Annotated in this window: 13 protein-coding genes; 8 read left to right on the top strand and 5 right to left on the bottom strand. The window is 73.9% G+C overall.

What is annotated here, in order from left to right; genetic code table 11:
• Positions 1–304: 304 nt before the first annotated feature.
• Both IE217_RS24245 and IE217_RS24240 read right to left on the bottom strand, forming a co-directional pair.
• Positions 305–634, bottom strand: coding sequence for a hypothetical protein (locus tag IE217_RS24245; RefSeq protein WP_190180042.1), 330 nt, complete (start codon positions 632–634; stop codon positions 305–307).
• Positions 635–747: 113 nt separating this feature from the next.
• Positions 748–2,130, bottom strand: a complete 1,383-nt coding sequence (locus tag IE217_RS24240; protein ID WP_229865569.1) for an alpha/beta fold hydrolase — start codon at positions 2,128–2,130, stop codon at positions 748–750.
• Between the two features lie 257 nt (positions 2,131–2,387).
• Between IE217_RS24240 and IE217_RS24235 the strand changes: the two genes are divergently transcribed.
• Positions 2,388–3,389 carry an ArsR/SmtB family transcription factor gene (locus IE217_RS24235; protein WP_190180040.1) on the top strand — a complete coding sequence of 334 codons (1,002 nt, stop codon included), beginning with the start codon at positions 2,388–2,390 and terminating at the stop codon, positions 3,387–3,389.
• A gap of 79 nt (positions 3,390–3,468) precedes the next feature.
• On the top strand, positions 3,469–4,299 hold the full coding sequence (locus IE217_RS24230; protein ID WP_190180039.1) for an alpha/beta fold hydrolase: 831 nt from the start codon (positions 3,469–3,471) through the stop codon (positions 4,297–4,299).
• Positions 4,300–4,372: 73 nt separating this feature from the next.
• Here the strand turns inward: IE217_RS24230 and IE217_RS24225 are convergent, their stop codons facing one another.
• A complete protein-coding gene (locus IE217_RS24225) occupies positions 4,373–6,046 on the bottom strand; it encodes an HAL/PAL/TAL family ammonia-lyase (protein WP_229865568.1) in 1,674 nt (557 codons plus the stop codon).
• Between the two features lie 905 nt (positions 6,047–6,951).
• On the opposite strand from IE217_RS24225, the gene IE217_RS24220 reads away from it, so the two are divergent.
• The 4 genes from IE217_RS24220 to IE217_RS24205 all read left to right on the top strand — a co-directional run bounded on the left by IE217_RS24220 (position 6,952) and on the right by IE217_RS24205 (position 9,049).
• A complete protein-coding gene (locus IE217_RS24220; protein WP_190180037.1) occupies positions 6,952–7,605 on the top strand; it encodes a discoidin/SUN/FTP domain-containing protein in 654 nt (217 codons plus the stop codon).
• A 601-nt stretch (positions 7,606–8,206) separates the two neighbouring features.
• Positions 8,207–8,473: a hypothetical protein gene (locus IE217_RS24215; RefSeq protein WP_190180036.1), complete on the top strand. Its 267-nt coding sequence runs from the start codon at positions 8,207–8,209 to the stop codon at positions 8,471–8,473.
• Between the two features lie 89 nt (positions 8,474–8,562).
• Positions 8,563–8,829, top strand: coding sequence for a DUF6400 family protein (locus IE217_RS24210; RefSeq protein WP_190180035.1), 267 nt, complete (start codon positions 8,563–8,565; stop codon positions 8,827–8,829).
• Positions 8,816–9,049 carry a hypothetical protein gene (locus tag IE217_RS24205; RefSeq protein WP_190180034.1) on the top strand — a complete coding sequence of 78 codons (234 nt, stop codon included), beginning with the start codon at positions 8,816–8,818 and terminating at the stop codon, positions 9,047–9,049. Before IE217_RS24210 ends, IE217_RS24205 begins: the two co-directional genes overlap by 14 nt.
• 111 nt (positions 9,050–9,160) lie before the next feature.
• Here the strand turns inward: IE217_RS24205 and IE217_RS24200 are convergent, their stop codons facing one another.
• Positions 9,161–10,150, bottom strand: a complete 990-nt coding sequence (locus IE217_RS24200) for a DMT family transporter (protein ID WP_190180033.1) — start codon at positions 10,148–10,150, stop codon at positions 9,161–9,163.
• Positions 10,151–10,427: 277 nt separating this feature from the next.
• Here IE217_RS24200 and IE217_RS24195 point away from each other — a divergent pair, with 277 nt between their 5' ends.
• Positions 10,428–10,730: a hypothetical protein gene (locus tag IE217_RS24195; protein ID WP_190180032.1), complete on the top strand. Its 303-nt coding sequence runs from the start codon at positions 10,428–10,430 to the stop codon at positions 10,728–10,730.
• Positions 10,731–11,124: 394 nt separating this feature from the next.
• Here the strand turns inward: IE217_RS24195 and IE217_RS24190 are convergent, their stop codons facing one another.
• The gene (locus IE217_RS24190) at positions 11,125–11,556 is read right to left on the bottom strand and encodes a nuclear transport factor 2 family protein (protein ID WP_190180031.1); all 432 of its coding nucleotides are present in this window, start codon (positions 11,554–11,556) and stop codon (positions 11,125–11,127) included.
• Between the two features lie 117 nt (positions 11,557–11,673).
• Between IE217_RS24190 and IE217_RS24185 the strand changes: the two genes are divergently transcribed.
• Complete coding sequence (locus tag IE217_RS24185) at positions 11,674–12,243, top strand: PadR family transcriptional regulator (RefSeq protein ID WP_190180030.1); 570 nt, start codon at positions 11,674–11,676, stop codon at positions 12,241–12,243.
• Positions 12,244–12,275: the final 32 nt, after the last annotated feature.

The raw sequence follows: 12,275 nt of genomic DNA, 5'->3' as shown, positions 1-12,275 counted from the left end.
GCTTCGTAGACGGGGCAGGCCCTTGTCAGCCGTCCATGGGCGTGCTGGCCGGCTTCCGGGGTCTCGGGTGCGCGCCTGTCGGTTCGTCAGGGCCGCCGCAGGTTGGCCGAGTGGGGGAGACGGCCGGACCTCCGTGGGGCGGGCGCGCGCGGGGAGGGACGAGCACATATCAAGCCGGACATGTCTCATATGCCGCCCGGACCGTGTCTACTATCCGGCACCCCTAGATCGCACAGAGCGTGTGAGGCATGTCACGGAACCGAACCGGGGCCGAGGGCGTGAGGGCTCCGGGGGATCCACGGGCTCAGGGCCGGTAGGCCGCCGCGTCCTTCGACAGCTGGACGGCCGCGCGCAGGCTCAGACCGGGCTCGGCCTGGCGCAGCGTCCTGATCGCCTCCACGGAGTCGGCGGGGCCCTCGTGACCGGCCCGGGCGAGACGCTCGTGGACCCACCGGGCGCGCAGGTCCGCGTCGGGGACGGTGAACGCCCGCTCGATGAGTGCGGCCGCCCGCTCGAGGCCGGGCCGCTCCCCGGGGACGGCCTCGGCGAGTGCCGACCGCACCCCGGCGGCGATGACGTCCGCGTCCCGCAGGACCAGGACGTTGAGTTCCGTGCGCTTGCCGAGTCCGAACATACGGCCATGTTCGGACTCGGCGAGCTTACGGAACAAGGGACTTGAGCGGTTTCTGAGCCGCCTCGGCAGGAGTGTCCGGTTCTCAACGTCCGAGCAGGAAGTCGTGCACCTTCTCAGCGCCCGAGCAGGAAGTCGAACACCGCCCGGCGGCCCTTGTCGTCGGCCGCCCTGTTCTGCACCGAGTGCGCGGCCCCCGGCACGATGACGACCTTGGCCCGGGGGGTCAGCCTCTTCTGGTCGTAGAGCCATTCCAGCGGTGTCGACAGGTCCCGGTCCCCGCCGAGCAGCAGCACCGGTACGCCCGGCAGCCCGCGGTGCGTCGACGGCAGCGGCTGTACCGGGGTGCGCGGCCAGTACAGGCAGCTGAGCATCGAGCCGAGGCCCGTCGCCGTGGCCGCGTCGAAGGGGCCGTAGTCGGCCGGCGTCAGCCGCGCGCCCGCCTTCTCCAGCGCGGTACGCCGCCCGGCCACCGGGGCGTCGGCCCGGCCCCACGGGTAGCGCCCGTCCAGGCACAGCGTGGAGGCGTGCAGCCCCTGGCTCAGCTCCTCCGCCGTGGCCGCGCCGCCCTGCCGTACGCCCGCGATCAGGCCGCGCAGCGGACCGGGGTCGCCGTTCGCCGCCTTGTGCAGCGCGTCGATCACCGCGGCGTAGTCCGGGTCCACGAACTCCCAGGTCGTCAGCGCGTCCAGCACGTCCGCGCCGTTGCGGTACCGGTCGACCACCTCGGCCAGGTCCGCCGCCGGGTCGGTGGTGCAGCCGGTCGCCCGGCAGGCCGCCGTCAGCACGCGCGGCGCCGCCCGCATCGCGGCCCGGTCCATCGGGTCGTACCCGGTCTGCGGCACCACCGAGTCCAGCACGAGCCGCGCCACGTGCCCCGGGTGCGCCAGCGCGTACCGCTCGGCGGTGTACGTGCCGTACGACACGCCGTCCAGCGTCATCCTGCGCACGCCCAGCGCCCGGCGCAGCAGGTCCAGGTCGGCGACCGTATCCGTGGTGCCGTAGAAACGGCGGTCGCCGCCGATGGCCGCCGCGCAGTCCGTGACCGCCCGCGCGGTGGGCGGGGTGAGGTCGGAGGAGCCCATCTCCTGCTGCAACCGCGGGCATTGCAGGGCGGTGCCGCCGGTGCCGCGCTGGTCGACCATGACCAGGCGGTAGTCCTTCAGCACCGGAGCCAGCTTCTGGCTCAGCCGCGCCACGAACGGCACCCCCGGCTGCCCGGGTCCGCCCGTGAGGAAGAGCAGCACACCCTTGGGCGCGCGCACGTTGTCCGCCATGGCGACCTTCAGGCCCAGCCGGCCCGGAGTGCGGCCGGAGTGGTCCAGCGGGACGTTCAGGGTCGCGCAGGTGAAGCCGTCCAGGCCGGGGCAGGCCGCGGCGCCGGCAAGCCCCCCGCTCGCCACCGCCGGCGCGGCGGCCGCCCGGCCCTGCGCCACGGACGGGGTCGTCCCCGCCACCGCCAGCGCGCCGGCGGCGGTCACCGCGACCGCGCCCAGCACCGCGGGTGTCCGCCGCCCGCGCCCCCACCGGCGCGCCGGCGCACCAGGCGTGCCCGGAGCCCCCCGCAGCCGCCGGATCCCCGGTACCCCCCGCAGCCCCCACACCTCAGGCATACCCCGCACCCCTGTTTCCCCTGTGTCCGCGTCCGTCTCCTGGTCGGCACCAGGCTGCGCCGAGGAGGCGTGCCGGGGCGAGCATCCGTGCGACGATTCGAGCACGTTCGAAGGAACGCGGGGGTGGCGGCAAAGGGAGGGCAATGATCGAACTCACCGTGGACGCCACGGGGTTGGCCCGCTCCCGCTTCGCGGTCTCGCCCCTGCACGAGGTGGCCGCGACCCTCCTGCCCTGGGGACTGCGTCCCGCCACGCACGCCGATCCGTGGGTCGCGCGCGCCCGTCGGGTGCTGCGCCGGGCACGGCTTCCGCTGCTGTCCGCGCTGGCCCTGGACCACGGCGGCTACGTCCCCGACTTCCTCAGCCCGCACCCGTCCGGTCCCTCGCCCACCGTCGAGGAGGAACTGGAGCGGGTCCGCGACACCCCGCCCGAGCGCGTCCTGGGCGAACTCGAGGCACTGCGCGCCGGGCATCCCTGCGTGGGGCTGTCGGGCGCGGAACTCCCTGCGGACGTACGGCAGTCGATGGACAGGGGCGGTGGGTACGTCGCCCGGCAGGCCGCCGAGGAGTTACGGCGCTACTGGGACCTGGCCTTCGCGCCGCACTGGGAGGCGGCCCGGGCCGCGCTGGAGTCGGAGGTGGACCGCTGCGCGGGCGTGCTGGCCAGGCGCGGCGCGGCCGGTCTCTTCAACACCCTGCATCCGGGCATCGCGTGGTCCGACGGCACCCTGCGCATCGACAGCCGGTTCACCATGGAGCGTTCCGTGCCCCTGGTGATCGTGGTGCCCTCCCTGGTGGCGGCCCGGCCCGGCGTGGCCGTGGACCCGGTGCGCGGCGGACGGCGGCCGCCCATGGTCGCCTATCCCGTACGCCACCCGGCGACCGCCCCGGCGTCCGCGTCCGCCGAACTGGCCCGGCTGCTCGGCCCCACGCGCGCCGGGCTGCTCACCGCGCTCGGCAGCCCCGCCTCCACCGCCCAGCTCGCCGAGCGCCACTTCCTCAGCCCGGCCACGGTCTCCTACCACCTGGGCGTCCTGCACCGGGCCGGCCTGGTCACCCGCGCCCGCTCCGGACGAGCGGTCCTCTACCGGCGCACCCCCGCGGGCTCCCGCCTGGCGGGAACCGCGCCCGCCGGGGCTGGCTGACCGGCCGCACTGCTTGATGCACGGCGCCTGAGCTGCTTATTGGCAGGCGCGTGAGCCGCGGGTCTGAGAGGATCCGCGGATGCTCTCACTCGCCGACGATCTCGGCCACCTCTCCTACGTCGTCTCCGGCGACGGCCCACCCGTGGTACTCGTGCACGCGGGAGTCGCCGACCACCGCATGTGGGACGCCGTCGCGCCCGCCCTCGCGGAACGGCACACCGTCATCCGCTACGACCTGCGCGGCTTCGGCCGCTCCGCCCCGCCGTCCGGCCCGTTCAGCGATACCGACGACCTGCGCCGCCTCCTGGACCACCTCGGCCACCCCCGGGTCGGGCTCGTCGGCGCCTCCTGGGGCGGCCGCGTGGCCCTGGACTTCACCCTCGCCCATCCGGAACGGGTGCGCTGCCTGGCACTGCTCGCCCCGCCGTGGCCCGGCTACGACTGGTCCGCCGACATGGTCGCCTACGACGAGGCGGAGACGGCGGCCCTGGCCGCGGGCGACCTGGACGCCGCCGTCCGCGTGAACCTGGACATGTGGCTGCGCGGCCCGGCCCGCGACTGGGAGGACGTCGGCGCCGAGTCGGCCGCCCTCGTGCGCGAACCGATGCGCACCTCGCTGGTGAACCAGGACGTCGTGGCCCGGCACTCCCGGGGCACGGCGAGCGGCGACCCCGCCGCCGTCCGCGTCCCCACCCTGGTCGGCACGGGCGCGCTCGACGTCCCCGACTTCCGGGACATCGCCCGGCGTTACGCCGCCGCCATACCGGACGCCGAACTCGTCGAGTTCGCCGACGCCGCGCACCTCATCGCGCTGGACGCGCCGGCCGAACTCACCGCCCGGCTGCTGCCCTTCCTCGCCCAGACTCATGAGGATGTCGGCGAGGGCCTGTCCGGTCGTAAGGCGGGCTGACCTCGGTTTCGCGGACGGCGGGCCGCGGGTGCACGGGCGTCCGGTGCTGTCGGCTTCCGTGACCCGCGGATGCTCACGCCGCCGAACGCAGTGCCGCCGGTTCCGCCCCGTGGACGGTGTCGAGAAGCGCGTGTCCCTTCACCAACCGGATCATTTCCTCCAGGTCGGGGGACATCCAGCGGTCGTCCCCGAGGGGAGGGATGTGACGGCGGATCTCCCGCCGGATGACCGTCGTGCCCGATCCCAGGGGGAGTCCGTTCATGCGGGCGCGGATCAGGTCGATGCCCTGCGCCGACATCAGCATCTGCACCGCGAGGACGGTGTCCATGCGGTCGAGGTTGTCGTGGAGGTCGCGGACGGAGGCCATGGCCATGGTGTTGTGGTCCTCCTGACCGGCCTTCGCCGGCCTCGACAGCACACTCGCCGGGTAGGCCCGCACCTGCATCTCCGGTACGAGCGCGGTGGCGACCGTCTGCACCTGCACCATGCCGGAGTTCAGGCCCACGCGGCCCCCGGCGAGGTTCGCGGGCAGGCCGTAGCTCCACGCCGGCGACATGAGCCGGGCCGACAACTGCTCGAACAGCACGCCCACGTCGGCGATGTTGCCGTTCACCCTGTCGATCTCGTGCGCCATCAGGTCGGCGTCGTAGTTCCCGCCCGTGACGAACTCGTCGCCGCCACCGGGCCGCGGGAACACCAGGGGATTGCTCGTGGAGGAGTTCACCTCGCGTTCGAGGATCCGGCGCTCGTCGCCGAGCGTCTCGCGCAGCGCGCCGAGGATGTGCGGCGCGGCGCGCACGGAGACGGCGTCCTGCACACGGTCGTGGGTCTCCCCGAGCCGGCGGCGCCCCGCGTCGGTCATCCATCCGCTGCCCGCGACGAGCGCACGCAGCCGGGCCGCCACGTCGATCTCACCGGGAATCCGGCGCTCCTCGTGGGTACGGGCGTCCAGGGCCTGCTTCTCGGCGCGGGTGGCGTCCATGAACAGGGCGACGCCGCCCTCGGAGAGGTCCGCCAGCCGCTCCGCGCGCTCGACCGCGTAGGCGAAGGAGGCGGCGACGACCGCGCTCCCGCTGATGACCGGAAGGGCCTCTCCCTGTTCGAGCGTGAAGGAGGGCGCCAGACCCGCCCGCGGCAGCAGCCGCGACGCCGGGGCCACCTCGCCCTTGAACCGGGCCGGAGCGGCCTCGCCCAAGGCGACCAGGCCGGCCTCCGCCATCGGCTGGAGGTCGCCGATGCCCAGTGACCCGATCTGCGGCATCTCGGGAGTGACGCCGGCGTTCACCAGGTCGAGCATTCTCTCGGCGAGTTGAGGACGCACGCCCATCCGGGCCCGGGCCATCTGGTTCGCGCGGATGACCAGCGCGAGCCGGGCCACCTGCGGCGGGAAGACGGGTCCGACCCCCGCCGCGTTGGACAGCAGGATGTTGCGCTGGAACCGGAGTTGCTCGTCCGGGGTGAGCGCACGGTCCTTCAAGGGGCCCAGTGCCTGGTTCCACCCGTAGACGCGTTGACCGGACCGCAGGGCGCCGAGCGCCTGCGCGCGGTTCCGCCGCATCCGCTCCCGGGCCTGCGGCGCCAGGTGCACGGAGACCGTGGGAGCGTCGAGTACGGCGAACATCTGCTCAAGGGTCAGAGAGTTACCGTCGAGGACGATGTGCGCCGTCGCGGGCGCTCCTGCGACGGCCGTGGTCCGCGGGTGGGGCGCGACCCCGCAGGCGGCGAAGACGAGAACGAGCGTGCTCACTAGGCGCAGGGCCCGCCGGCCACGGCGGCGCGTCACCGACCGCTGTCCGCCACGCCGGCCCGCGCCGGACCCTCCCTTTTCTATGTCTGTTTCCATGTCTGTGCCGGCTTTCTCCATGCTGTCCCTCCACGAGAACGGGGGTAGGGGCTGTCGCGCGCCTCGCAGTCACCGGACCGGGGGCGGGCGGTGGGAGCCGGATCGTGCGCTCCGCGGCGGCAGATGCGACGCCGTCGACCGCTTCCCGAGGCGGTATCCGCTCCTGCGTGACGGTCCGTAGAGCGTGCCGAGGACCGGCTGCTCGTTCGTGACCGCCGGCCCGGCCCGCCGCAGGGCTTCGACGACTTCCGCCAACCGGCGGAGGCCACTTGGGAGGATGAACGCGGCCGGCGCGGACCGGACGGCCTGGCGGATCCGCGGCACGGGCCGGCCGGTCTTTGACGAGAGGCCGTCGGTCACGGAGGTCGTGCCGGTCTCGGTGCTCATCTCTTCCCTCGGGGCGGGCGGCTGCGCGCGGTCGGGGCACGGCTGTGGACTCGCACCCACTCTTCGTCCACTCCCACGACCCGGCCATCCGGCGCCGCCCGGCCGGGTGACGGCCGTCACCGCCTCCCCTGGGCGGCCGGGAAGGCCAGGACTGCGGCGTGTCCGGCGCCGGTGGGTGACCAGTTCCGCCCAGGTGACACGGCCGGTGGCGATCTGTGCGGACATGGCGATCACTTGGGCGCCCGCCTTGTATTCGCCCCGCTCGACCCCGGCGGCCACGCCCGCCTGACGGCCTCTGACCGCCTCGCTCCAGGGCATCCACGAGGCCCTGCGCGAAACCAACCCCTCCTGACGCCGGGAGGCTTGACACGGGGCGGCGGACCGAACCAGCATGTGACAACGTTGTCACAGCCGATCCGTGATTGGACGACTCCCTCATGGCCGACCAGGCGAGTCCCGCGTATCGCCCCTCCCGGCGCTTCGCCGTCGCCACCGACTCCGCGCTGCTGGCCGCCTTCGCCTTCGGCGCGGGGGAGAGTGACGGCCACCGGCCGCGGAGCTTCTGCCTCGACCTGCGGGCACCCTGCCGGGTCGACTGGATCCGGTTGGTCTTCGGGGCCGACGGCAGCGTCCCGGTGCTCGCGTCGGCTGGGGGGACCGGGGAGCGCGAGGCCAACAGGGGCGCGGAGCAGGTGAGTTACGCGGCGGAGTTCGTCGTGGAGACCTCCCTGGACCTCTCCGGGTGGAGGAGCGTGTACCGCACCGCCGCCGGAACGGGTGGCGTGGTCGACATTCAGCTGCCCGGGCCGGTGCCGGCGCGCTGGGTGCGCATGACGGCGCGGCGGCTGTCGAGCCCCCACCCGCTGGGGCTGAACGCGTTCGAGGTGTTCGGTACGAGGTCCGGGGCGCCGGGCGGAAACGGCCGGGCGCCCGGTCCCGATCGGGCGCCCGGTCCCGGTCGGGCGGCCGGTCCCGGTCGGGCGGACGCCGCGGACGGATCCGAGGCGGTGACGGACATAGGCAGCGCCGTGGAGGCGTGGCTCGCCGCGGTCGGGGTGGGAGGCGATCGCCGGTGATCGCTGATGCCCGCCGGTGAGTGGCGGCCGGCGGCGGGGCAGCCGGCGGCGGGGCGTCTGGTGCGGGATGCGAAACCGTTACCGGTCCTTGCCGGCCGGCGCGCAACCCCCGAGGGGGTCCCGGTGTCATAGCAGTGACGCGGCGGCCGGAGTGCACGGACGCCGTGCGCCCCGGCCGCGCCGAAGCCGGCCGGGTCCTTGGCGGCGGAAGAGGAGAGGTCGCATGCCCGGTGTCAGAGGCGTGCCGGTCGCGGCGCTCATGGGTGGCGTACTGCTGTTGGCCGGGTGCCAGGACGAGCATAGGGCCGCCTCCGGTTCCGCTCCCTCCGCCACGGCCTCCTCGGCGTCCTCACCCGCAGCCTCGCCCGCCGCCACCCCGACGGCCGCCCCTTCCGCACCCGTGACGTCCTCCGCGAGCCCCTCCGTCCGCCCGCCCTCAGCCTCCGCCTCCGAGCCGGACAGGGCCGCGACGCGGATACCGTCAAGCCCCCCGCCCGCCGTCCCCGCCGGATGCCGCAACCTGGCCGCCGGCAGCGCGGTGAAGGCCGCCGTCACTTCGGCATACCGGCGTGCTTTCCCCCGTTTCGTCCACATCGTTCCGGTGCCGGGAGAGTTCTTCTACGGCCAGTGCGGCGCCGTGCGCTACGCGGCCACCCCGTTCCGGCCCACCGCCGACGCGGGCTATGACGAACTCGTGGCCATGCAGGACGAGGGCAGCACGAGGAAGTACTTCCGTACCGCCGCGGACGGCACCTGGGTCTACGTCACCGGCGACGGCTTCCCGCCCGGCCCGCACGGCTGCGCCGGCATCCCGCAGATACCCCGCGCCCTGAGCGCGGCCTGGCGCGACTGCTCCACCGCGCACTGACACGCGCCCCGGGCGCCGCACCCTCGTGACCTGTGACTTCTCCCACCTGCCCTTGCCCGGGCGGACAGGGGCTGCCTACGTTCGACGGCATGTCCTCCCACGGCCCCGTCCCTCCCGGTGAACCGGTCCAGCCGGCCGACTTCAGCATCGACATGGACGCGCACGAGATGCTGCGGCGCACGCACGTCCTCGCCGCCCTGGGCTCCGACTGGGACCCCGTGGCGGCGATGCGCGGTGAGGAAGAGGCGTACGACCTGCTGTACTCCGGTCTGAGCGCGGAGCAGCAGCGGATCCACGACGAGCTGGTGGCCGCCGGTGTGCTCCCGCGCAGAGGCGGCGGCGATGCTGCCGCTTGACCCGCAGGCCGACGCCGGCCGCCGCGCCTGGGTGGCCTGCCCGAACTGCGCCGCCCGCAGCGGCTGCGCGCGGTGCGAGCAGGGACGCGGCTGCACGCGGCACTGGCGCTACCTGCTGTCGAACACCGGCAGCCTGCTGCACCTGCAGTGCCCGGCGTGCACGCACGTCTGGACGCACGAGACCCACTTCGGAGCGACCCGCTCCCGCCGGCCCCGGTGAACCGCGCTCGCCGGGCTCACGCCTCCAGGTGAGGCAGGCGCCGGTCGAGCCGCCCTCGTACCGCCGAGCATGCTCCCGCCGGCGTCCGGGTCCTTGTCGCTCCGGGCCGCCTCACTGATCGCTCTGCCCGCGCTCGGTCCGTCCCCGCAGCCGCTCCCTGTCCCCGGTCTGTTCCCGCTGCGGTTCCCCGTCCCCGGTCTGTTCCCCGTCCCCGGTCTGTTCCCGCTGCCGCTCCCCGTGCTCCGTCTGTCCGCTGTCGTCCGTCAGGAGCGGGGAGCGGGTCAGGAGTATGACGCCGGTGGCCACGACGGCCGCCGCCACGACCGACAGGACGATGTAGACGCCGCCGCGCACCACCTCACCGAAGACGAAGACACCCCACATGATCGCGACGACCGGGTCGGCCATCGTCAGGCCGGGCTGGGTGGCCAGCAGCCGCCCGGCCTGCATCGCGGACTGGAGCAGGAACATCGCCCCGGCGCCGGCCACGATCATGGCGTAGAGCTGCCAGCTGGTGAACAGCGCCGCGAACCCGTGCGTGAACTGCACCGTCAGGCCCTTGATCAGGGCGGCCGTGAAGCCGAAGGTGCACCCGGTCGCCACCCCCAGCAGCGCCGCTTTCCGCGCGCCGGGTCCGACGAAGATCGCCCACACCACCAGGGCGGCGACCACCGCCACGTTGAGCCCGCACGCGAACGCCCAGAGCAGACCGCCCACGTCCGTGGTGGAGCCGCTGGAGGGGGAGAGGAAGAACAGCAGCCCGGCCAGCCCGGCGGCCATCAGCGCCGACGCGCCCCACTCCCGGAGGCCGAGCCTGCTCTTGAACACCAGCGACGCGAGCAGCAGTGTCGCCGGCAGTTCCATGACCAGCACCGGCTGCACCACCGAGAGCTCTCCGTGGCTGAGCGCCGTGGCCTGCAGGAGGAACCCGGCGATGATCGAGAGGATGCCGGCGAGCCACACGGGACGGTGCAGCAGGTGCCAGATCAGCGTCAGGCTCAGGCTCTCGCTCTCCGGGCGCTCCCGCGCCGCCTTGCGCTGAAGCACCGAGGCCAGCGCGTTCGCGACCGCCGCGAGCAGGGCGAGCAGAACGCTCAGCACGGCACGAGGACGAACCGCGAGGACCGGAAGGGGCGGTCGTCGGGTTCCGGCGCGGGGCCGAGTGGGAACACGTGCGCTCCTCCGCGCGGTGGCCGGCGGGACGTGACCCGGGCGGGGCCCGTGCCCCCAGTACACGGCGCGGCCCGGTGATCCGCAACCGGACACGGACCGCAAGTGAGGTGAGTGAGGCGCATGGGGGTGGGGTAGGCGCCCGGACCGGACATTCCGTTCAGTCGCACTGCGGTGGCTGTGAGGGATGCGAAGGAAGGAGAGACCGATGAGGATGCTGATGCGACGCCTGGTGACCGTGGGCCTGCCGGCGGTGGCCGCGGGCGGATTGCTGCTCGCCTCGGGCGGCTCCGCCACGGCGGCGACCACCCCTGCCACGACCGCCCCAGCCACGACCGTCCCGGCAGCCACCAGCCACCATTCCTCCCCACGGCACCCCGCGCACGAGCACATCGACCCCTGGGTGGCCGGACAGCTGGAGGAGTTCGAGCCGGCCCTGGCCAAGCGGGCGGCGGTGTTCGACCCCTGGGTCAAGGACCAGCTCGCGCTGTTCCCGCCGACCGCGCGGTGAGTCCGCTCCCACGCGGTCACCTGGCCGGTCACGAGCGTGCGGCCGGCCCCACCGGCCCGGCAGCCGTGCCGCGATCCCCCGGAGCGCCCAGCCGTCGCCGTCCGGGTCGCTGAACGAGGACGAACGAGCCGGTCGCCGCCACTGGGGGGCGTGCCCGGCACGCGGGACACCCGGCCAGGCACCGTGGGCCTGACCCCGGCGGCAACCTCCCCATGGACGGCCACCAGTGCGTGCGCGGCATGCCGAGCCGCCCCACGGTCAGCGAGGTCTGGCCGCGGCTACTGGAGGCCCTCCGCGCGCGGCGGCATGGCACGGCCCGCGCGCGGCGGCACGGCACGGCCCGCGCGCGGCGGCACGGCCGGGGGCGGGGAGGGGCGGACGCGTCCTGCCCGCCTCAACGTTCGGCCGGTGCCGGTACGAGTCCGTCCTCGACCAGGCCGGCCAGCACGGCCTCGCCGAGCGCGTGCACCGCCGACCGCGGCCGGACCATGACCGTGAACTCCTTGATCCGGCCGTCGTCGGCGAAGTGCAGCAGGTCGATCCCGTGGATCTCCTTGCCGCCCGCCTTCGCGCGGAAGACCAGGATCGCCGAGGGCGCCACGGTGCCGTCCGCGCTGGTCTGCGCGGTGCCGGCGTACTGGCCGAGGTAGCGGAAGTCCTCGAAGGTGCGCAGCAGGACCTGGAAGAGGCCCAGCACCATCGGCTTGCCCTCGAAGGGCGTGAACTTCACCGGGCTGTAGAGGCGGATGTCGTCGGTGAACAGGTCGTCCAGTGCGGCGAGGTCGCGGCTGTCGACGGCGGCGCGGAAGCGGTCTGCGGCGGTCATGCGCACTCTCCAAGGGTGTGCGGGGGGCGGCGGGAGCAGTCAGAATCCTGACTAGTCATTTTCATGACTATCATGGGGCGCGTCACCGGCGGTAGGCACAGGAGAGGCGGAGATCCCATGGCGCTGCGGCACGCCGTGCTCGCGGCACTGCTCGACGGGGAGCTCAGCGGTTACGAACTGGCGAAGGCGTTCGACCTCGGTGTGGCCAACTTCTGGCACGCCCGGCCCCAGCAGGTCTACGCCGAGCTGACCCGGCTCGAGGAGGACGGGTTCGTCGCGGGCCGCGAGGTCGTCCAGGAGAACCGGCCCAACAAGCGGCTGTTCCGCGTCACCGACGCCGGTCTCGCGCAGTTGCAGAGCTTCACCGCCGTCGCGGCGAAACCCTCCTTCATCCGCGACGACCTGCTCGTCCAGGTCCAGGCCGCCGGCCACGTGGACACCGGGGCCCTGATCGAGCGGCTCACCGAGCGGGCCGCCATCGCCCGCGAGAAGGCGGGGCTCTTCGCCAAACTGCTGCGCACCATGCGGGGCGAGTGCACGGAGGAGGAGTTCCTGCGCCACGGCGCCCATGTCGGCCCGTATCTGACGTGCCGGCGCGGGCTGGCCTTCGAAGAGGGCAACCGCGAGTGGTGCGAACACGTCATCGCGGTGCTGCGGGACCGGGCGGAGAACCGAGCCGGCGACTGACCTGCCGGCGCAGGTGGTACGAATCCGAACCA

The organism is Streptomyces naganishii JCM 4654 (genome assembly GCF_014650575.1).
GTDB lineage: Bacteria > Actinomycetota > Actinomycetes > Streptomycetales > Streptomycetaceae > Streptomyces > Streptomyces naganishii.
This window is presented reverse-complemented; position numbering and strand designations above follow the sequence as displayed.